Annotated in this window: 17 protein-coding genes; 8 read left to right on the plus strand and 9 right to left on the minus strand. The window is 73.2% G+C overall.

Translation table 11 applies throughout. The features are described from left to right. Nucleotides 1–107 precede the first annotated feature (107 nt). From ACIOWN_RS16325 to ACIOWN_RS16335, 3 genes are all read left to right on the plus strand, one after another. Entirely contained in the window at nucleotides 108–2,087 is a 1,980-nt protein-coding gene (locus tag ACIOWN_RS16325; protein ID WP_362345651.1) for a metallophosphoesterase family protein, read from the plus strand. A 92-nt stretch (nucleotides 2,088–2,179) separates the two neighbouring features. After that, a complete protein-coding gene (locus ACIOWN_RS16330) occupies nucleotides 2,180–3,316 on the plus strand; it encodes a WxL protein peptidoglycan domain-containing protein (RefSeq protein WP_401982554.1) in 1,137 nt (378 codons plus the stop codon). A gap of 47 nt (nucleotides 3,317–3,363) precedes the next feature. After that, the gene (locus ACIOWN_RS16335) at nucleotides 3,364–4,029 is read left to right on the plus strand and encodes a pyridoxal 5'-phosphate synthase (RefSeq protein ID WP_362345655.1); all 666 of its coding nucleotides are present in this window, start codon (nucleotides 3,364–3,366) and stop codon (nucleotides 4,027–4,029) included. A 6-nt stretch (nucleotides 4,030–4,035) separates the two neighbouring features. On the opposite strand, the gene ACIOWN_RS16340 is transcribed toward ACIOWN_RS16335, so the two are convergent. Together ACIOWN_RS16340 and ACIOWN_RS16345 are read right to left on the minus strand one after the other, a co-directional pair. Continuing rightward, the gene (locus ACIOWN_RS16340; protein ID WP_401982555.1) at nucleotides 4,036–4,911 is read right to left on the minus strand and encodes a GNAT family N-acetyltransferase; all 876 of its coding nucleotides are present in this window, start codon (nucleotides 4,909–4,911) and stop codon (nucleotides 4,036–4,038) included. A gap of 41 nt (nucleotides 4,912–4,952) precedes the next feature. Continuing rightward, nucleotides 4,953–5,555, minus strand: a complete 603-nt coding sequence (locus tag ACIOWN_RS16345; RefSeq protein ID WP_362345659.1) for a GNAT family protein — start codon at nucleotides 5,553–5,555, stop codon at nucleotides 4,953–4,955. Nucleotides 5,556–5,674: 119 nt separating this feature from the next. On the opposite strand from ACIOWN_RS16345, the gene ACIOWN_RS16350 reads away from it, so the two are divergent. Then, on the plus strand, nucleotides 5,675–6,889 hold the full coding sequence (locus ACIOWN_RS16350; protein WP_362345660.1) for an NAD(P)/FAD-dependent oxidoreductase: 1,215 nt from the start codon (nucleotides 5,675–5,677) through the stop codon (nucleotides 6,887–6,889). Nucleotides 6,890–6,929: 40 nt separating this feature from the next. Here ACIOWN_RS16350 and ACIOWN_RS16355 read toward each other — a convergent pair whose 3' ends face one another. Continuing rightward, nucleotides 6,930–8,258 (minus strand): MFS transporter, encoded by a 1,329-nt coding sequence (locus ACIOWN_RS16355; RefSeq protein WP_401982556.1) that lies wholly within the window; start codon nucleotides 8,256–8,258, stop codon nucleotides 6,930–6,932. Nucleotides 8,259–8,330: 72 nt separating this feature from the next. On the opposite strand from ACIOWN_RS16355, the gene ACIOWN_RS16360 reads away from it, so the two are divergent. Further along, complete coding sequence (locus tag ACIOWN_RS16360) at nucleotides 8,331–9,344, plus strand: helix-turn-helix domain-containing protein (protein WP_362345663.1); 1,014 nt, start codon at nucleotides 8,331–8,333, stop codon at nucleotides 9,342–9,344. 397 nt (nucleotides 9,345–9,741) lie between these two features. Here the strand turns inward: ACIOWN_RS16360 and ACIOWN_RS16365 are convergent, their stop codons facing one another. From ACIOWN_RS16365 to ACIOWN_RS16375, 3 genes are all read right to left on the minus strand, one after another. After that, entirely contained in the window at nucleotides 9,742–10,266 is a 525-nt protein-coding gene (locus tag ACIOWN_RS16365; RefSeq protein WP_401982557.1) for an ATP-binding protein, read from the minus strand. Between the two features lie 596 nt (nucleotides 10,267–10,862). Next, nucleotides 10,863–11,375 carry an EF-hand domain-containing protein gene (locus ACIOWN_RS16370; protein ID WP_401982558.1) on the minus strand — a complete coding sequence of 171 codons (513 nt, stop codon included), beginning with the start codon at nucleotides 11,373–11,375 and terminating at the stop codon, nucleotides 10,863–10,865. A gap of 171 nt (nucleotides 11,376–11,546) precedes the next feature. After that, nucleotides 11,547–11,915 (minus strand): STAS domain-containing protein, encoded by a 369-nt coding sequence (locus ACIOWN_RS16375; RefSeq protein ID WP_362345665.1) that lies wholly within the window; start codon nucleotides 11,913–11,915, stop codon nucleotides 11,547–11,549. A 436-nt stretch (nucleotides 11,916–12,351) separates the two neighbouring features. On the opposite strand from ACIOWN_RS16375, the gene ACIOWN_RS16380 reads away from it, so the two are divergent. Together ACIOWN_RS16380 and ACIOWN_RS16385 are read left to right on the plus strand one after the other, a co-directional pair. Then, nucleotides 12,352–12,933, plus strand: coding sequence for a sigma factor (locus ACIOWN_RS16380; RefSeq protein WP_362345667.1), 582 nt, complete (start codon nucleotides 12,352–12,354; stop codon nucleotides 12,931–12,933). Continuing rightward, on the plus strand, nucleotides 12,930–14,102 hold the full coding sequence (locus tag ACIOWN_RS16385; RefSeq protein ID WP_362345668.1) for a maleylpyruvate isomerase N-terminal domain-containing protein: 1,173 nt from the start codon (nucleotides 12,930–12,932) through the stop codon (nucleotides 14,100–14,102). Before ACIOWN_RS16380 ends, ACIOWN_RS16385 begins: the two co-directional genes overlap by 4 nt. A 405-nt stretch (nucleotides 14,103–14,507) precedes the next feature. Here the strand turns inward: ACIOWN_RS16385 and purU are convergent, their stop codons facing one another. Next, nucleotides 14,508–15,392: a formyltetrahydrofolate deformylase gene (gene purU, locus ACIOWN_RS16390; RefSeq protein ID WP_362345669.1), complete on the minus strand. Its 885-nt coding sequence runs from the start codon at nucleotides 15,390–15,392 to the stop codon at nucleotides 14,508–14,510. Nucleotides 15,393–15,438: 46 nt separating this feature from the next. After that, on the minus strand, nucleotides 15,439–15,939 hold the full coding sequence (locus ACIOWN_RS16395) for a hypothetical protein (RefSeq protein ID WP_362345671.1): 501 nt from the start codon (nucleotides 15,937–15,939) through the stop codon (nucleotides 15,439–15,441). Nucleotides 15,940–16,055: 116 nt separating this feature from the next. Here ACIOWN_RS16395 and ACIOWN_RS16400 point away from each other — a divergent pair, with 116 nt between their 5' ends. Continuing rightward, nucleotides 16,056–17,357: an ABC transporter substrate-binding protein gene (locus ACIOWN_RS16400; protein ID WP_401982560.1), complete on the plus strand. Its 1,302-nt coding sequence runs from the start codon at nucleotides 16,056–16,058 to the stop codon at nucleotides 17,355–17,357. A gap of 28 nt (nucleotides 17,358–17,385) precedes the next feature. Here the strand turns inward: ACIOWN_RS16400 and ACIOWN_RS16405 are convergent, their stop codons facing one another. Then, complete coding sequence (locus ACIOWN_RS16405) at nucleotides 17,386–18,912, minus strand: hypothetical protein (RefSeq protein WP_362345674.1); 1,527 nt, start codon at nucleotides 18,910–18,912, stop codon at nucleotides 17,386–17,388. Nucleotides 18,913–18,945 lie beyond the last annotated feature (33 nt).

Below are 18,945 nucleotides of genomic sequence, written 5' to 3' on the forward strand. Positions count from 1 at the left end.
GCGAAGTTCAGCTGATCCCAAGATCGCATTTGCGATTGATTTACCAGATCCGGAGACCTTGATGGCCTCCATTCCATGCACCTCCGTGCACCAAAGGAACGAATCTGATGATTTCGAGACCCTCCTCGTCGGCCTCCGGGTCGGCGCGGCGCCGCGTGGCCACGGGTGCCGCCGCGGCATTCCTGGGCCTGACGGTGGCCCTCGGCAGCGGCCTGGCCTCCCCGGTCCAGGCGGCCGAGACCAGCACGTTCACCGGCATCATCCTCGGCGTCGGCGCCAACGAGTCCCAGCGCACCGTGACCTGGTACTCCTCGGCCGACACCGCGCAGAAGGTCCAGCTCGCGCCGACGGCGCAGCTGGACAAGGGCGAGTTCCCGGCCTCCGCCGTCACCTTCGACGCCCTCGGCGGGGAGAACATCGCCACCAGCGGCGGCTACAACCGCCACGCCACGCTCACCGGTCTCCGTGAGCACACGGCCTACTCCTACCGGGTCGGCTCCGAGGGCAACTGGTCCCCCGCGTACTCCTTCAAGACGCAGGACTTCAAGGGCGACTACGACTTCCTGTTCTTCGGCGACCCCCAGATCGGCTCGTCCGGCAACACCGCCAAGGACCAGGCCGGCTGGCAGGACACCCTCGACGTCGCGCTCGGCGCCAACCCGGACAGCGAGCTGCTGGTGTCGGGCGGCGACCACGTCGAGACCGCCAACACCGAGTCCCAGTGGAACGCCTTCCTCGCCCCCAACCAGCTCCGCCAGTACCCGTGGGCCGCCACCATCGGCAACCACGACGTCGGCGGCAAGGCGTACGAGCAGCACCTCTACACGCCGAACACCGACCGCTCGGCGCCGCTGTACTCCAACGGCCAGCCGGGTTCCAACACGTCCGGTGGCAACTACTGGTACATCTACAAGGATGTGCTGTTCATCGACATCAACAGCAACAGCTACGCCACCAGCCAGGGCGGCGGCGGCGACGCCGCGCACATCAATTACGTCACGGACGTCATCAACAAGCACGGCTCCGAGGCCAAGTGGAAGGTGCTCGTCTTCCACCACGCCATGTACTCGCCGGCGTCCCACGCCAAGGACTCCGACGCCAAGGTCCGCCGAAACGACCTGCCGGCCGCCTTCTCCAAGCTCGGTGTCGACCTGGTGCTGGCCGGTCACGACCACGCCTACTCGCGCAGCTACCTGCTGAAGAACAGCGAGAAGCAGAACAAGGACGAGCAGCCCGGCGCCGCCGACGTGTACCCCGGCCCCGGCGGTGTGCTGTACGTGACGGCCAACTCGGCCTCGGGCTCGAAGTACTACGGCATCACCAAGCCGGACACCAGCGGCACGAGCGGCTCCGGCAACGGTGCCGACCCGCTGAACCCGGGTAACTACTGGTTCAACTCGGTCCAGAACCAGGAGAACGTCCGCAGCTACGTCAAGGTCAAGGTCCGCAACGACAAGCTCGTCGTCGAGAACCTGCGCAGCGGCACCTGCGCGGCGCCCAACGCCGCGGTGGAGCTCGGCCAGTCCTCCTGCGTCAACACGCCCTCCGGTCAGCCGGTCGGCTCGGTCGTCGACAAGGTCACCGTGCACCCGTACCACGGCGACGGCCAGGACATCCAGGTGAACGTCCCGAACGCCGCCCCGGGCGAGTTCGGCTGGACGATCGACGGCTACAACGGCCTGGTGGACCTCGGCACCGCCAAGGACCACGACGGCGACTACTTCCAGGCCACCGGCAGGATCAACCCGATCCTCGTGTCGGACAGCCGCCGTTCGCTCGCCCCGTGGTCGATCTCGGCCAGCGTGGGTGACTTCAAGGACGCCGACAAGGTGTTCTCCGGTGCCTACCTCGGCTGGACGCCGAACGTGCTTCAGGAGGGCGCCGGCGCCAAGGCCAGCGGGGAGGTGGCCTCCGGCTACGACGGCGGCGGCGCGGGTCTGTCCGTCTCGCGCGGTCTGGGCTGGGCCGACCAGGGTCACCCCAAGGGCAAGGCCAAGCTGGGCGCCGACCTGGATCTGAAGATCCCGGGCAGCGTCGACAAGGGCGCCTACCGCGCCACCCTCACGATCACCGCTCTGAGCAGCTGACCGTAACCGCTTGACCAGGGGGTGGGCACCTTCCGGTGCCCACCCCCCGCCACTCGTTCCAGACCCGCACCAGACCGCCCGAGGACCCCGAGATGCCCCTGCCCGCAAAGCGCCGGAAGACCACGGTCACCGCACTCGCCCGCACCGCCGCCCTGGCCCTGCTCCTGGCCTTCGCCCTCACCGGGCTGCGGGCCGCCCCGGCCGCGGCGGACGGCGGCGACGTCACCTGGACGGTCAGGACGGCGCCGAACAGCTACGGTGCCGACCGGTCCAGCTTCAGCTACGCCGTGAACCCCGGTGGACGCGTCGAGGACGCCATGGTGGTCTCCAACCGCGGCAAGTCCCCGCTCACCCTGGCCGTGTACGCCGCCGACGGCTTCACCACCGACACCGGCCAGCTCGACCTGCTCACCAAGGACAAGAAGTCCGTCGGCATCGGCGCCTGGGTGCACGCCGACCGCACGAGCGTCGTCCTCAAGCCCGGCAAGTCCGTCAAGGTCCCCTTCACGGTCACCGTGCCCGGCGACGCGACGCCCGGCGACTACGTGGGCGGCGTCCTGACCTCGCTGCGGCAGTCCGACGAGGCCGAGGGCATCAACGTGGACCGGCGCCTCGGCATCCGGGTCAAGCTGCGCGTCAGCGGCGACCTCCGGCCGGCCCTGGCGGTCGAGAACCTGCGCGTGGACCACTCCGGCTCGGCCAACCCGTTCGCCACGGGCGACGCCACCGTCACGTACACGATCCACAACACCGGCAACGCCGTGCTCTCGGCCCGGCAGGCGGTGTCGGTCTCGGGCCCGTTCGGATGGCTGCGCGCCGAGGCGAACCGGATCACCTCGCCGCCCGAGCTGCTCCCGGGCGAGAGCTGGAAGGTGAAGATGCCCGTGCACGGCGTGGTGCCCGGCGTCGTTCTGACCGCGACCGCCGCCCTCACTCCCCTGCTCACCGACGCGTCGGGCTCCACCACCGCGCTCGACCCGGTGACGGCCACCGCGCACGGCTGGGCCGTGCCGTGGACGCTGCTGCTGCTCCTCCTCCTGCTGATCGCGGTCGCCGTCGGAGCGGTCGTCCGCACCCGCCGCGGCCGCGCCCGGCGCAAGCTGCGCGAGGACGCCCGCGTGCGGGACGCGGTCGAACAGGCGCTGCGCGAGCAGCGGACGACCGAGGAGACCGAGGAGGTCACGGAACGCCGGGAGGCCCCGGAGACCCCGGAGGCCCGGCAGAGCTGAGGCCGGCAGAGCTGAGGTCCGGCGCGGGGCGGGGCGATACTCGGGGCATGGAACCGGATCTTCACGAGCTGCTGGCGTCACTTCGCGTCTGGGACCCCGAGTTCACCGAACTGCCCGCCCTCGACCCCGCGACGGCGCCGGCCACCCCGCTGCCCTTCTTCGCGCGGTGGCTGGCGGAGGCGGCGGCGGCCGGGCAGCCCGAGCCGCACACGATGTCGCTGGCGACGGCGGACGAGGAGGGCCGGCCCGACGTCCGCATCGTGATGCTGCACGGCGCGGACGCCGAGGGCTGGTCCTTCGCCACCCACGCCGGCAGCCGCAAGGGCCGCCAGCTCGCCGCGAGTCCGCACGCCGCCCTCGCCTTCTACTGGCCGGTCCTGGGCCGCCAGGTCCGCGTCCGGGGCCCGGTCACGGTCGCCCCGCCAGAGGAGGCGCAGGCGGACCTGCACGCCCGCTCGACGGGCGCCCTGGCCGCCGCCCTCACCGGTCGGCAGAGCGAGGTCCTGGACTCCCTGGACGAGCTGGCCCGGGCCTCGGAGTCGGCCTGGGAGCGGGCCGCCGGCGCCCCGGACACCGAGGTCCCCTCCTGGACCCTCTACCGCCTCCGGCCCACCGAGGCCGAGTTCTTCCAGGGCGACGCCCGGCGCCGCCACGTACGGCTGCGCTACCGCCGTACGCCGGACGGCTGGGCGCGCGAACTGCTGTGGCCCTGACCCGGCTCAGCCGAAGTCGTACATCGCGAAGTCGGACACCGGCCGGTAGCCGACCCGCTGGTAGAGGCCGTTGCTGGTCGGATTGGCGAGGTCGGCGAAGAGCAGCACCTCCTCGGCCCCCAACTCCAGCGCGGCCCGGCTGACCTCGACCGTGACGGCGCCCGCGTACCCGCGCCCCCGCAGGTGCGCCGGTGTGTAGACCGCGACCACCCGCACCTGCCCGGCGACCTTCGGAGTCGTGCCCGCCATGGCGACGGGCGTCCCGTCCGGGTCCTGCCAGAACATGACGTCGCCGCGGCGCACCCGCTCGTCCGCCCAGCGCTGCGGGTCGTGGACGCCCGGCTCGCCGACGGCGACCGAGAACTCCTCGAACCACCGGGCCAGTCGCTCGCGGTCCGCCTCGCCCGCCACCCGGGCCCGGCCCGGCGGGACCTGCCGCGGCACCGTCAGCTCGCCCAGCCGGTAGAGCCGCATCCGCTGCCGCAGGCGTACCTCGGCGCCGGTGACCCGGCGCCAGGCCCCGGCGAAGGCGGCGGCGGTGTCGCGGTCCGCGGTGACACCGGACACCTCGTGTCCCGCGCCGGCCAGCCGGGCGGCGAGCGCGGCGGCCTCCTCCTCGGTCAGGGCGGTGAGCAGGAGCGGATGGGGCGGTGTGCGGAGGAAGGCGGCCCGCGTGCCCGCCCCGCCGGCCCCGTCCAGCAGGCCGAACTCGGGTGCGGCGTCGCCGTAGTGCCGGTCGCCGCTCAGGCGCAGGTTCTCCGCCACCGTGAGGAGGACGGTGTGCGGTGCGGGCCGTGAGCGGAGGAACTCCCCTCCGCGCGCGAGGAATTGCCCGACGTCGTCGGTCAGGTGCCAGTCATCGGTGGTCGTCCCGGAAGTCATGCCCCATGGTCCCGTCCACGGCCGTCCGGCGCCCGCGAATTTCAGCGGCGCTCCGGCTCCGGGTCCGTGGCCAGGCGCGCGTGCAGGTGCGCGTCCCGGAAGGCGTCGCGGCGGTCCGGCTCGAAGATCGCGCCGCGCATCGTGCCCTCGTACCGGAAACCGCAGCGCTCGGCGACCCGGCAGGACGCTCCGTGGCCCACGGCGTGGTCCAGTTCCAGCCGGTGCAGGCCCAGTTCGCCGAACGCCCAGTCCGCGACCAGTCTCAGGGCCCGGGTGGCGACCCCGCGGCCACGGGCCTCGGGCAGGACCCAGTAACCGGTCGTCGCGACGCGGAGCAGGGGGCGGATGTCGTTGACGCCGATGTGCCCGAGCGTCGTGCCGCTCCCGGCGTCCGCGATCACGAAGGACGCGGCCGCGCCCTCCCCCGCGCGCAGGGCGCGTGCCCGCAGCGAGTCGCGGGCGCCGGTGAGGTCGCTGACGGGGACGAGCGGTGTGTTCCAGCGGCGGAACTCCGGGTCGGTGACGCCGCGCAGCCACGACTGCACGTCGGCGTCGGACTCCGGGTCCCACGGACGCAGCAGCAGCCCGTCCCCCGAGGTCCGTACCGTGGCGAGGTTCCGTATGTCATGCGGGTCGGCGGTCACCGGCCCATTAGACACCGCAGGACATCCGGATCGCACAAGCGTTCATTCGTGATCAATCCGCAACCGATACCAGCCTTGACCGAGTCCCCTCAACCGGTCGGGCGATTACCCTCATGCCCATGACCGACTCGACCACCGTCTCCGCGGCGCGGCACGCCGACCGTCCCGTCTACGTCATCGGCGGCGGTCCGGGCGGGCTGGCCGCCGCGCAGGCGCTGCGCGCACGGGGAATACGCGCGGTCGTCCTGGAGAGGTCCGACCGGGTCGGGGCGTCCTGGCGGCGCCACTACGACCGGCTGCGCCTGCACACCACCCGGCGCATGTCCGCGCTGCCGGGGCTGCCGATGCCGCGCCGGTTCGGCCGATGGGTCGCGCGCGACGACGTGGTGCGTTACCTGGACAAGTACGCCGAGCACCACGGTCTCGAGATCGTGACGGGCGTCGAGGTCTCCCGTGTCGAGCCCGCCCCGGACGGCACCGGCTGGCTGCTGCGCGCCTCCGGCGGACGGGAGCTGACCGGCGGCGCGGTGGTCGTCGCCACCGGCCACAACCACACGCCCCGCCTGCCTGACTGGTCCGGCCGGGAGACGTACCAGAACGGGCCCGGCGAGCTGGTGCACGCCGGCGAGTACCGCAACGCCGAACCGTACGCCGGGCGCGACGTGCTGGTCGTCGGTGCCGGCAACACCGGCGCGGAGATAGCCGTGGACCTGGTGGAGGGCGGCGCCGAGCGGGTACGGCTGTCGGTGCGCACTCCCCCGCACATCGTGCGCCGGTCGACCGCCGGGTGGCCCGCCCAGTACACGGGCGTGCTCGTACGGCGGCTGCCGGTCCGGCTCGTCGACGTGCTCGCGCGGCCGGTGGCGAGGGTGAGCGTGCCGGACCTGTCGGCGCACGGCCTGCCCCGCCCCCGCACCGGCCTGTACTCGCGGGTCGCCCAGGGCGCGATCCCCGTCCAGGACGTCGGTCTCCTCAACGCGGTCCGCAAGGGCAGGGTCGAGATCGTGGCCGCCGTGGAGGGCTTCGAGAGCGGCAAGGTGCTCCTCGCCGACGGCACCCGCATCCAGCCGGACGCCGTCATCGCCGCCACCGGCTACGTCCGCGCCCTGGAGGGGCTGGTCGGCCATCTGGACGTGCTCGACTCCCGCGGCAGGCCGGTGGTCCGTGGTCGCCGCACGCCGAAGAACGCGCCCGGCCTGTACTTCACCGGCTTCACCAACCCCATCAGCGGCATGCTCCGCGAACTGGCCCTGGACGCCGGGCGGATCGCCGGGGCCATCGCGAAGGAGAACGCCCGCAAGGACGGCCGCAAGGTCTCCCGGCTGCCGGCCTGATCCACCTGACGCACCGTCAGCTCTGTTCGGGGCGCGGGCCTCAGGCGGCCGCGGGGCTCAGGACCCCCGGCCGCCGCCGGATCACCAGCGCCATCAGGGCCGCCGCGGCGCACAGCGCGCCCGAGGCGTACCAGACCACGTCGTAGGAGCCGAAGACGTCCCGCGCGAGACCGCCGAGGTAGGCGACCAGCGCCGCGCCGACCTGGTGTGAGGCGAGCACCCAGCCGAAGACGATCGCGCTGTCCTCGCCGTAGTGCTCGCGGCACAGGGCGAGGGTGGGCGGCACGGTGGCGACCCAGTCGAGGCCGTAGAAGACGATGAAGAAGATCATCGGCGGGTGCACGCTCGGCGCCAGCAGCATCGGCAGGAACAGCAGCGAGACACCGCGCAGCGCGTAGTACACGGCGAGCAGGCGGCGTGGTTCGAAGCGGTCGGTGAACCAGCCGGAGGCGATGGTGCCGGCCACGTCGAACACGCCGATGACCGCGAGCAGCGAGGCGGCCGCCGTGATGGGCATCCCGTGGTCGTGGGCGGCGGGCACGAAGTGGGTCTGGATCAGGCCGTTGGTGGAGGCGCCGCAGATGGCGAAGGTGCCGGCCAGCAGCCAGAAGGGCCCGGTGCGCACCGCGGAGGACAGGACGGCCAGGGTGCGGCGGGCGGCCCCCGGCACGGGCCCGGGCTTCGGCACGAACTCGTCGGCGCCGTACGGCTTCACGCCCACGTCCGCCGGATGGTCGCGCAGCAGCAGCCAGACGAAGGGGACGACGGCGAGGGCGGCCAGCGACACCGTGACGGCGGCCGGGCGCCAGCCGTGCGACTGGACGGTCCAGGACAGCACCGGCAGGAAGATGAGCTGGCCGGAGGCGGAGGCGGCGGTGAGGATGCCGGTGACCAGGCCGCGCCGCTCGGTGAACCAGCGGTTGGTGACCGTCGCGGCGAAGGCCAGCGCCATCGAGCCGGTGCCGAGGCCGACCAGCAGGCCCCAGCACAGCCACAGTTGCCAGGCGGTGGTCATCCACACGGTCAGACCGGACCCGGCGGCGATCACCACGAGGGCGGCGGCGACCACCCGGCGGATGCCGAAGCGGTCCATGAGCGCGGCGGCGAAGGGCGCGGTGAGCCCGTACAGCGCGAGGTTGATCGAGACCGCGGCGCCGATCGTGCCCCGAGACCAGCCGAACTCCTGGTGCAGCGGGTCGATGAGCAGGCCGGGCAGCGAGCGGAAGGCCGCTGCGCCGGTGATCGTGACGAAGGTGACGGCGGCGACGAACCACGCGCGGTGGACACGGGCCGCGCGGCGGGCGGCCTGTGTCCGGGCCGTGGTGTCGGACGCGGAGGTGTCGGACGCGGGTTCGGTTGCCTGGGTCACGCCACAGAGCTTGCGGCACCGGCCCGGATCTCCTCCACTGGCCCGAAGGACAGCATTCGCTAGGATCGGGCCATGGACAAGGCCACGGACTTCCGCCCGCACCGCGTCGCCGTCCTCGCCCTCGACGGGCTGCTGCCCTTCGAGCTGGGCATCCCACACCGGATCTTCGGGCGGCCCCTGGACGCAGCCGGACGACCGCTGTACGAGGTCGTCACCTGCTCGGTCCGGCCGCCAGGACCGGTGGAGACGGACGCCGACTTCTCGATCCACGTGCCGCACGGCCCCGAGGTCCTGGCCACCGCCGACACCGTGATCGTCCCGGCCTCGTACGAGCTCGGCCCGGTCTACGAGAAGGGGGTGCTGACCGGGGAACTGGCCGCCGCCCTGGCGCACATCCGGCCCGGCACCCGGCTCGCCTCCATCTGCACGGGCGTGTACGTGCTGGCCGCGGCGGGGCGTCTGGACGGGCGGCGCGCCACGACGCACTGGGCCGACGCCGACCACCTGCAGCGGGTCTTCCCGCGGGTCCGGGTGGACGCGGACGTGCTCTTCATCGACGACGGCGACGTGCTGACCTCGGCGGGCGTCGCGGCCGGGATCGACCTGTGCCTGCACATGGTGCGCCGCGACCACGGCACGGCGGTCGCCAACGAGGTGGCCCGGCGGACCGTCGTGCCGCCGCACCGCGACGGCGGTCAGGCGCAGTACATCCACCGGCCGGTGCCCGACCCGCAGCTCGCCACCACGACCACCGCGCGCGCGTGGGCGCTGGGCCGCCTGCACGAGCCCATCCGGTTGCAGGACATGGCCGCGCGGGAGGCGATGTCGGTACGGACCTTCACCCGGCGCTTCCGCGAGGAGGCCGGGATCAGTCCGGGGCAGTGGCTCACCCGGCAGCGCGTCGAACGGGCCCGGCACCTGCTGGAGTCCACGGACCTGTCCATGGACCAGGTGGCCCGGGACGCCGGCTTCAACACCGCGCAGTCGATGCGGCAGCATCTCCAGACGGCACTGGGGGTGACACCGACGGCCTACCGGCGGACCTTCCGGGTGAACGGATCGGCGAGGGCCGAAGCGGAGGTCTAGGGGCCCGCGAGTTGTCCACAGCCTGTGGATGACGTCCGGGCGCCCCGGAGGGCAGGGCGGGCCCGGCTGGCGGCGCGCCCCTGCCCGTCCCCCATGCGGCAGCGCGCGCCGCCCTCCGATCCCGGCGCACCGGTCCCACCCCCCTCGAACCCTGAAGGGACCGGTCGGCGCCGACATCACGACCCACACTCGTCGAGGACTTCCGGTGCCCCAGCCCTCGTCGTCCCCTCGCGGCGAATCGCTGACCACCAGCGTGATCAAGCGGACACGAGGCGTCAACACCGCCCTGACGATTTACCCGTTATGCCCGCTCGCAACGGGGCGCGCACGGAAGCATCTCCCGGCGCACGGCCTCGCCGCCGGGACAACGGGGTCACGGGGCGACGGGAGCGCGGGGCTACACCGCCCCGTAGGCGAGCCCGCCGTAGGCGCCGTACGCCCCGTACGCCAGGCCCTCGTACGCCGGGGACGTGCGGCCGCAACTCGTCGGCACCGACGTCTCCGCCGCGTCAACCGACGTGGCGCAGCGGTCGAGTTCGCACCAGATGCGCTTGCCCACGCCCTCCGGGCACCAGCCCCACCGGTCGGCGAGGCCGTCGACGAGGGCGAGGCCGCGGCCGCCGGTCGACTCGTCACCGGGGCAGCGCGGAACGGGGGCCCGGGTGCTGGCGTCGGCCACCTCCAGACGCACGGTGGCCGCCCCGGCCGGCTCCCCGGACAGGACCAGCCGCAGCACGGCCGGGCAACCGGTGTGCACCACGGCGTTGGTGACCAGTTCGGAGACGAGCAGGACGAGGGTCTCGGCGAGCGGCTCGTCCGCCGCTATCCCCGACCCGGCGAGCCGCGAGCGGGCCCAACGCCGGGCACGCCCCACCTCCGCGGGGTCGGGCCGGATCTCCAGCTGCACTTGAAGCACCTGCACCGCTCACACCATCCGAACCGGCGGACACACAGCCTCGCGCCTCACGAGGCCACGATCGTAGCCATTTTCTGCATGACCAGAACAACAGCCAGAGCAAGTGTCACGGAACGTGACTCCCTGGAGAGACAGCATGGTTGACGTACCGTCACCGCAACAAGCGCTTCGGGCATATTCCCGCGCGAAGGAGTACCCGTGCGGCATACTGTGCGACGCTCGTCATGGGATGGCTCGGGCTCGGAACCACTCGCATTTCACACAAGGTACCCGAGCACGACGGCGACTCCGGGACGTGACGAGTCGCGCGCGGGACACAACCCGGCACCACGCTCCGTGATCATCGAATGCCACGATCAGTGACATTCGCCTGCGGGGGACCGCGATGCAGGGGTCGCCCAGGACCGCCGGTGTCACCGCACCCGGGCACGACGCACGGCAGCCGCGGCACCGATCGGCGTTCCGAACTGCTCATGCGCCCGGGCGTGTTGCGCGACTCGGCCCGTACGCGCGCGTGCGAGCCCCCTCGGCGCGGCAGGGCGCCGCGGAGGGGGCTCAAGTACGGCGTTCTCGCAGGTTGTTGGGGGCGGGAGAGGCCGGCGCTACCCGGGGACGGTGAAGTAGCGGGCGAAGGCGGGCACGATCTCCTGCTCGCCCACCCTGCCGTCGCCGTCGGTGTCGAGCGCGGCGGCGATGAACCCGGCGGCCCCCTCCGGCACGCCGAGCACCCGGAGCACGCGCACGGTGTCCTCGATCGTGGCGGCGCCGTCGCCGTCGGCGTCCGCGACGGCCAGTGCGGCGTGCAGGAAGGGGCGGGCGATCTCGGCGAACCGCTCGGGATTGTCACGCAGGCGCTTGACCGCGCCGGTCACGAACTCCTCGCGGGTGATGCGCTGGTCGCCGTCGCGGTCGGCGATCCCGGCCATGCCCTGCCAGAAGGCCTCCGCGCCCGCGTACAGGGCCTGGCCCTTGTCGGAGCGGGCGGCGGTGGCGAACTCGGCGAGCAGCGAGCGGGCCGCCACGCTGAAGTCCTCGCGGTCGATGTAGCCGTTGCCGTCCTGGTCGAAGGTGGCGAACCGCGCCGCGATCCTGCGCTCGTACTCGCTGCTGACCATGTCTTACGGGCCGCCTCACGTGTGGGGTTGCGTCTGCCAGGGAGCGTACGACGCGCAGCGCGCCCCAGGGCGCGAACACCACGGTCGGGTAAGGACCGGGCGAATTCCGGGACAACGGGGGGTTGCCTGTGAGAGACGGGGACGGAGGTGACCGCCGGGGCGGACGGCCGGTCAGGCGGACAGCGGCTCGTCGTCCACCGCCGCCGCCAGATCCGCGTAGACGTCGAAGAGGCGCCGGACACCGAGCGCGCCGAGGACGCGGTTGACGTGGGAGCCGTCGACCGCGCCACGGGCCGGGAGGATCAGGCGCAGCCGGCCCTGGCAGGAGCGGATCAGACGGCGGGCGGCTATGAGCACACCGACGCCGCTGGAGTCGCAGAAGAAGACCTCGGAGAGGTCCAGGACGAGGTCGTGCCGCCCCTGGGCCACCACCTCGTGCACTCTCTGGCGCAGGACCGGCGAGGTCATCAGGTCCAGTTCACCGGCGACCCGGAGCACGCTCCACTCGCCCTGTTCGTCGTCGGTCACCTTGAACGCCACGGCCCGCCCTCCGTCAGCCGGAACTTCCCCGGAACCGCCCGGAAACGGAACCAGTCCCTACGCTTCTCTCCGCGCGGCTGCCCAGCGGCCGTTCCCCCAAACGCCGTACAGCAAACCGAGACCGATCCACCAGGGGCTTGTTTCAGTCACCTTCGGTCGTGTTCTATCCGAGTTGACATGAAAGCGAAAGGCCAGGCGGGACAGAAGGGGCAACTCACCCGCCAGGCGCCATAACACCTCTCGCTCCCCCTATCACCAGCGGCTCTTCAGGGGGCGCACATTGTCATAAAGGGGCGTGCGCTGTCGGACATGCCGACTACATTCGAGACGACCACGTCGGACACGCTGAACACCGTCGGACGCACGGTCGGACACGGAGCTGGACGGGAGCGGGCCGGGACGCGGGGCGCGGCACGGCCGGGCATGGAGGGGCCGTATGGCGAAGAAGGACGCACCGCCCCACTGGGACCGCGGGATGCGGGAGCGGCTCCTGCGAGGAGAGGCGGCCGCCCTCGGTGAGCTCTACGACCGTTTCGCCTCGCTGGTGCACGGTCTCGCCCACCGGGTCCTCGGCGACGAGCAGGCCGCCGACCACATCACCCGCGAGGTGTTCGCCCACGTCTGGGAGCACCCCGACGCCTACGACCCCCGGCAGGGCCCGCTGCGCGCCTGGGTGGCCGGGCTGACCCACCGGCTCGCCGTGCAGCGGCTGCGCGCCACCGAGACCGCGGCGCTGGCCCGCGGCGGGCCGGGCTCCGCCGAGGAGCTGGAGCACAGGGTGTGCCGCGCCTCCGCCGCCGCCCGCGCCGACTACATCGTCCACGCCATGCCGGCCCCGCTGCGCGCCGCCCTGGAACTCGCCTGCTTCCAGCGCCGCGACTACCGGCAGACCGCCGCCGACCTCGGCGTCACCGAGGACGAGGCCCGCCGCCGCCTGCGCCTCGGCCTCCAGCTCCTGTCCACCGCCCACCACACGGACATCCCCGGCGCGCCCTCCCACTACGGAGGCGCCGCGTGACCCCGGACGAACCCCGGGAGCCGGAGGAACGGGGCGCGCCGAAGGACCGGGACGGGGCGGCGCATCAGTTGCTGAAGTCGCTGCTCGGGGCGTGGGCGCTGGCCGCGTGTGCGCCGGAGGAGACGGCGGCCGTGGAGGAGCACCTCGGCGAGTGCGGCTCGTGCGCGGAGGAGGCGCTGGGGCTGCGGGAGGCGGCCACCCTGCTGCACCGGCCCGACGCCCTCGACCTCGACCCGGGGCTGCGCACCCGGGTCCTGGAGGGCTGTCTCGAACGGCGGCCGCCGCACGTCCCGGTGCCCGGCTGGGCGGCGCCCTACGACGCCGAGACCGCCCGCCTGGACGCGCTGCTCCAGGACATGGGTGACGCCGAGTGGGAGGCGCCGGTGCGGCTGCGGTGGTTCGAGGGCGAGGACGCCACCAGCCGGCACACCACCGTCGCCGGGGTCATCGCGCACCTGATGAGCGTCGACGGGCTGGTCGCGGTGGCCCTCGGCCTGGACGACCCGCTCGGCGACGCGACCTCCGCCGCCGACGGCCCCACCCCCGTGGCGCGCACCGAGGCGTACTGGCGGGCCGCGCACTCCCCGCCGGCCCGTTCGGTGCGGGCGCCGTGGCGGGAGCAGACGCACGAGCTGGTCCGCACGGTCTCCTTCGCCGCGAACACCGTGCAGGAGCCGCCGGTGCCGTACGGCGCCTTCGCGCTGCCGCTGCCGGACGCGATGCTGGACCGCGCCTTCGAGTGCTGGGTGCACGCCGAGGACATCGCGGAGGCGGTGGACTACCCGTACGATCCACCGGCACCGCGTCATCTGCACCGGATGATCGACCTCGCCGCCCGGATGCTGCCAGGGGTGCTGGCCGCCCGGCGGCAGGCCGGGCTCGCCTCCCCCGCCCGCACGCGGCACCTGGTGACCGCGGGCGGCCCCGGGCGCAGTCTGCGGCTGGAGATCGAGGGGCTGGGCGGCGGCCAGTGGCTGATCCCGCTCGACTCGCCCGGAGCGGTGGGCTCCGCGGACCACGAGGTGGCCCATGTGGCACTGGACGGCGTCGAGTTCTGCCGGCTTGCGGCGGGGCACGTGACCCCGCGGGAGGCGGCGGCCGGCCAGGTCGGCGACCGCGAGGCGATCCGGGACGTGCTGTGCGCGGCGGCGTCACTCAGCCGCATGTGACACGGCCACCGACCGGCCCCACGGCTGCCGCCGGCCGGCCCCCACGGACCGCCGTCGACCGGCCTGGCCCCCGACGAGCTGCCACCGACCACCCCACGAACCGCTGCAGGCCGGCCCCCACGGCTGACGCCGGCCGGCCTGGCCCGACGAGCTGCCACCGACCACCCCACGAACCGCCACCGGGCGGCCCCACAGACCGCTGCCGGTCGGCCCCCACGGACCGCTGCAGGCCGGCCCCCACGGCTGACGCCGGCCGGCCTGACCCGACGAGCTGCCACCGACCGCCCCACGCACTGCCGTCGGCCGCCCCACGGACCGCTGCAGGCCGGCCCCCACGGCTGACGCCGGCCGGCCTGGCCCCACGGGCTACCGCCGGACGGGCGCTTGGAGCGCCGTCGGGCCGCGTTACGCGAAGACCACCGTCCGGCGTCCGTTCAGCAGGATCCGGCGCTCCGCGTGCCACTTGACCGCGCGGGCGAGCGCCTGGCACTCCACGTCACGGCCGATCGCGACGAGCTGGTCCGGGGTGACGTCGTGGCCCACCCGCTCGACCTCCTGCTCGATGATCGGGCCCTCGTCGAGGTCGGCGGTCACATAGTGCGCCGTCGCGCCGATCAGCTTCACGCCCCGGGCGTGCGCCTGGTGGTACGGCTTGGCGCCCTTGAAGCTCGGCAGGAACGAGTGGTGGATGTTGATGATCCGGCCGCTGAGCTGCTTGCACAGGTCGTCGGAGAGGACCTGCATGTAGCGGGCGAGGACGACCAGTTCGACCTTCTCCTCGCGCACGAGCTCCAGCAGCCGCGCCTCGGCCTCGGACTTGGTGTCCCTGGTCACCGCGATGTGGTGGAAGGGAATGCCGTACGACCCCACCAGCTCGGCGAAGTCGGTGTGATTGGACACCACCGCCGCGATCTCCACCGGCAGCGCGCCGATCCGGGCGCGGAAGAGCAGGTCGTTCAGGCAGTGCCCGAACTTGCTGACCATCAGCACGACGCGCATCTTCTCGTCGGCCCGGTGGATCTGCCAGTCCATCCCGAAGGAGTCGCCGATCGCCGCGAAGCTGGCGCGCAGCTTGTCGACCGTCACCGGAGCCTCGGCAGAGAAGTGGACCCGCATGAAGAACAGTCCCGTGTCGTGGTCACCGAACTGCTGGCTGTCCTCGATGTTGCAGCCCGTCATGAACAGATAGCTGGACACCGCGTGCACGATGCCCTTCTTGTCCGGGCAGGACAGGATGAGGATGTACTGCTCGGCCGGCGCCTCGGCGGCTCGGGAGGACTGCTCGCTCATGCGGGACAGCGTCTCACGTCCGGGCCCGCGCGTGGTCCGTCGTCCGCTAAGCGGAACGGGTCATGATGCGCAGCACCTCCAGGCTGCGGGGCGGCGTGTCCGGGTCCTCGCCGTCGCTCGCCGCGAGCCGCACATGCGCGTCGCGGGCCGCCCGCACCGCCTCCGGCCATGCGTCGTGGTCGAGGTAGGCGGACACCGGCGCGTCCGGGCCGACCTGGTGCATGATCCGCAGCACCCGCAGGACCGCGGTGTCGACGAGCGCCGCCTCCTGCGAGTCCCGGAAGATCGTGCCGACGTACTTCTCGGCGGACCAGTTGTCCAGCCAGGTGTCCTCGACCAGGCGGTAGACGGCGTCGGTCACGTCCCCGTACCCTTCGACGCCTGCCAGCCAGACGTCCCGCTGGAACACCGGGTCGGAGAGCATGTGCAGCGCGGAGCGCACATTGCTGCGCCAGCGCCACCACGGCATGTCGTTGAGTGGCATGCCGCCCATGGTGGAGGAGCGACGGCCGCGACGGGAAGAGTTCTCCGAACCTTGCACGGTCACCGATCGTACGTTCCCCGCCCCAGGGGCCCCACCTGCCCCCGTAATTCACTCATACGTCACCACTCATTGACCGAGGGTAATCACAGGGTTGGTGATGTGACGGAATCGTGCGGAGCATGACCGGCAGGCGAAGTTTCCATGGCCCGTTCCTCTCCTCCCTCACCCGGTCCGTGAGAAGAACCCTGTCGCCGACGGGAGTTCTGCTGGCGTGCGCCTCGCTCGCCGCCGGCTGCGGCGTCGTCCCCGGTGCCACGGGGGGCTCGGGGGACGGCCCCGTCACCGTGATGACGTGGGCGCCGGAGAACACCCCGGCGACCAACAAACCCGGCATGCCCGCCATGGCCCGTGCCTACGCCCGCTGGGTGAACTCCCACGGCGGTATCGCCGGCCGCAAGCTCAACGTTCTGACCTGCAACGAAGGCAACGACAGCGTGGGCGCGGCGAAGTGCGCCCGGCGTGCGGTGAAGGAGAACGCGGTCGCCGTCGTGGGCTCCTACAGCCAGTACAGCGACTCCTTCTTCCCGCCGCTGGAGGGGGCCGGCATCCCGTACATCGGCGGCTACGGCGTCACCACCACCGAGTTCACCCGCGCCCTGTCCTACCCGGTCAACGGCGGCCAGCCCGCGCTGCTGGCCGGTCTGGGCAAGGAGCTCGCCCCGCACTGCGGCCCGGTCACGCTGATACGGCCCGACAGCATCGCGGGCGACGAGCTGCCCCGGCTGCTCAACGCGGGACTGCGGGCCGGCGGCCACGAACCGGCCCACGACCAGCGGGCCGCCGAGGACGCCACCGAATACTCCGGCCAGGCCGATCAGGCGCTGCGGCAGTCGAGCGCCGAACCGGCGCGGACGGGCTGCGTGCTCCCCGCTCTCGGGGAGCGCACGAACATCTTCATGGACTCCTTCCGCCGCGCCCGCGACACCTATCCGCAGGTGCGCACCGCCGCCGTGCTCGGCAACGTCGACCAGACCGTGATCGACGCCAGTGGCGGGAAGTCCGGCCCGTACGAGGGGTCGTACCTCACCGGCTGGTACCCGGTGGCGAGCGACGCGCGCTGGGAGCCGATGAAGAAGGTGATCAACGAGGCGGCCTTCGGCGACAACCGCGTCGACCCGCAGGACGCCGGGGTGCAGACCACGTGGATCGCCTACACGGTGCTCCGGACCGTCCTGGAGCAGATCGGCGACGGGGAGGTGAGCGCCTCCGCCGTGCGGCGCGCCCTCGACGGCGGTCTGGAGGTCCGCACCGGCGGGCTGACCCCGCCGCTGCGGTGGCGCCTGTCCGACCTGCTCGCCTCCACCGGTCTCGCCCGCCTCACCAACGCCGACGTGTCCCTTCAGACGGTGCGGCAGGGCCGGCTGGTGCCGGCCACGAAGGGCTTCGTCAACGTGGCCAGGACGCTGGAGGACGCCGACTGAGTCCGCCGCCCTCCCGCGCCGGCGGGCCTCACAGCTGGGTCGGCTGCCGCTGAGTGAGGCCGTACGTCCGCGCGATCGCGTTCCAGAGCTGGGCGGCCTTGGCCTTCTCCGTGGTGGCCGTCCCGCTCTCGCGGTCCCCGGCGTGGGCCTCACCCGTGTACCGGGCGTGGCCCTTTTTGCAGCCCTTCCTGCCGCCGACCTGGTCGGCCCAGGCCGCGTAGTGCCGGTCCGCCGACTCCGAGGCCTGCCAGGCCTTGGTCAGCGCCGCCGTCAGATCGGCGTTGCCGGGGAGCTTGTCGACGGACAGCTCTCCCAGACTGGTGACCAGGCCCTTGCGCTGCTCGGCCGCGGCGCGCAGGTCGGAGGCCGCCTGGCCGAGGTTGTTGCAGCTCTTGACCTCGGCCACCGCCTTGATGACGGAGGCGCGGCTGCTGCCGCTGTCGGCCAGCAGCTTGTCCAGGGCGACCGCCTGCTCCTTGGCCGGGTCCGCGGCGGGCGCGGAGGAGGCTTCCTCGGTGGCGGGCGCGGTGGCCGCGACGGTGGTGTTCTTGTCGGCGTTGTCGCCGTCCCCGTCGCCGCCGCTGAGCAGCGCCCCGGCGCCGATGCCGAGGACGGCGATCCCGACGCCCACGGCCGCGATCACCGGCACGCGCGAGCCGGTGCGCCGGCCTCCGCGGCCGCCGCCGTCGTCGTACCCGCCGGGCGGCGCGGACATGGGCCGGGCATGGGGCTGGTCGGACGGGCCCTGCTGGTAGCGGGGTATCTGCTGCGTCGACGGGGCGGCGGCGCCGGAGTCGCTGCGGAAGAGGTTGTCGAACTCGGCGGGCGTCTGCCGCCCGCCGCCCTGGGCGTCCACGGGCGCCATGAACTGCGTCGCCTCGGCGTCGGGGTGACCGGGCGCGGTGCCCTGAGGCACCTGGCCCGGGTACGGGGCGGGGCCGCCGCCCGGCCCCTCCGGCGGCAGGGCTCCCGGCCCCACCGGCGGGATGTACTGCGTCGCGCCCTCGTCCACCCCCGCGCCCGGCACGGGCGGCAGGAACTGGGTGGCGCCTTCGTCCGCGGAGCCCGCGGGGACCGGCGGGATGTACTGCGTCGCACCCTCGTCGGCACCCGGCATCCCGTGCCCGGCCGCGTACGGGCCGGCGGCGGCCGGGGGCAGCCCGTGCCCGGCGTGCGCGGGGACACCGTAGGGGTCGGCACCCGGCTGCTGGTACGACGGGGCGTTCTCCGGGGGCAGGGGGCCCGCGCCCGGGTGCTGCGGGGCCTGGCCCTGCGCGTCCCACTGGCCCTGCGGGTACGGCTCCGGGGAGCCCCACGGCTGCTGCCAGCCCTGGTCCTGCTGCGGCGGATGCTGCTGGCCGGGGCCCCACGGCTGGCCCCAGGCCTGACCGCCGGCCGGGGTCGCCGCCGGGGCCTGACCACCCGCTCCGCCCTGGTGACCGCCCGGCCCGCCGGTCATGCCCGGCAGCAGGGGCTCACCACCGTCGGAGGGCAGCACGATGCCTTCGTGCGCGGGTCGCGCCGAGGGCTCCTCGCCCTGTCCACTCTGCGTCACCGGGACTCCTACGAATGGGGGACCTTCGGAATC

It is taken from the genome of Streptomyces sp. NPDC087787 (assembly GCF_044743035.1).
In the GTDB taxonomy this organism is placed as follows: domain Bacteria; phylum Actinomycetota; class Actinomycetes; order Streptomycetales; family Streptomycetaceae; genus Streptomyces.